The 389-nt window shown below is 53.2% G+C and carries 1 protein-coding gene; it reads right to left on the reverse strand.

Annotated elements, in window-relative coordinates; genetic code table 11:
* Nucleotides 1-169 precede the first annotated feature (169 nt).
* Nucleotides 170-389: hypothetical protein (locus EZM41_RS04705; RefSeq protein ID WP_198469986.1), on the reverse strand; the 220-nt coding region annotated here is incomplete at its 5' end.

Consider the following 389-nt stretch of genomic DNA (forward strand, 5'->3'; position numbering starts at 1 on the left):
AGGTCCATACCGGGTAGGGGGAGTTTAACCGGCGCTGATCCGGTGGCTATGACGAAGGCATCGCCCTTTATGTTCTCCTTTGTTCCGTCTTTTTTGGTTACCAAAACCTCTTTGGGCGTCGCAAATGAGCCTTCTCCTTGGCTGTCCGAAGCAACTCCAAAAAACGCTCTCAGTCGTTCAACCCTTCCAGATAAACGAGCAGGAGGCGAACAGCTGGATCCTTTAAAAAGTGCATGCCGAAATCCACCACATCCAGATCCAGTCCTAAGTTATCGAGCACCACTTGAGGGCCCTCTAACGAGAAAGCAGCTTCTGTGCCGGTTTGCGTGCTTTCGATTACGAGGCGGTTGTCGAAGACGCGCGCCTGAACAGGGAGCGCTTCACCCGTC

It is taken from the genome of Acetomicrobium sp. S15 = DSM 107314 (assembly GCF_016125955.1).
Taxonomy (GTDB): domain Bacteria; phylum Synergistota; class Synergistia; order Synergistales; family Thermosynergistaceae; genus Thermosynergistes; species Thermosynergistes pyruvativorans.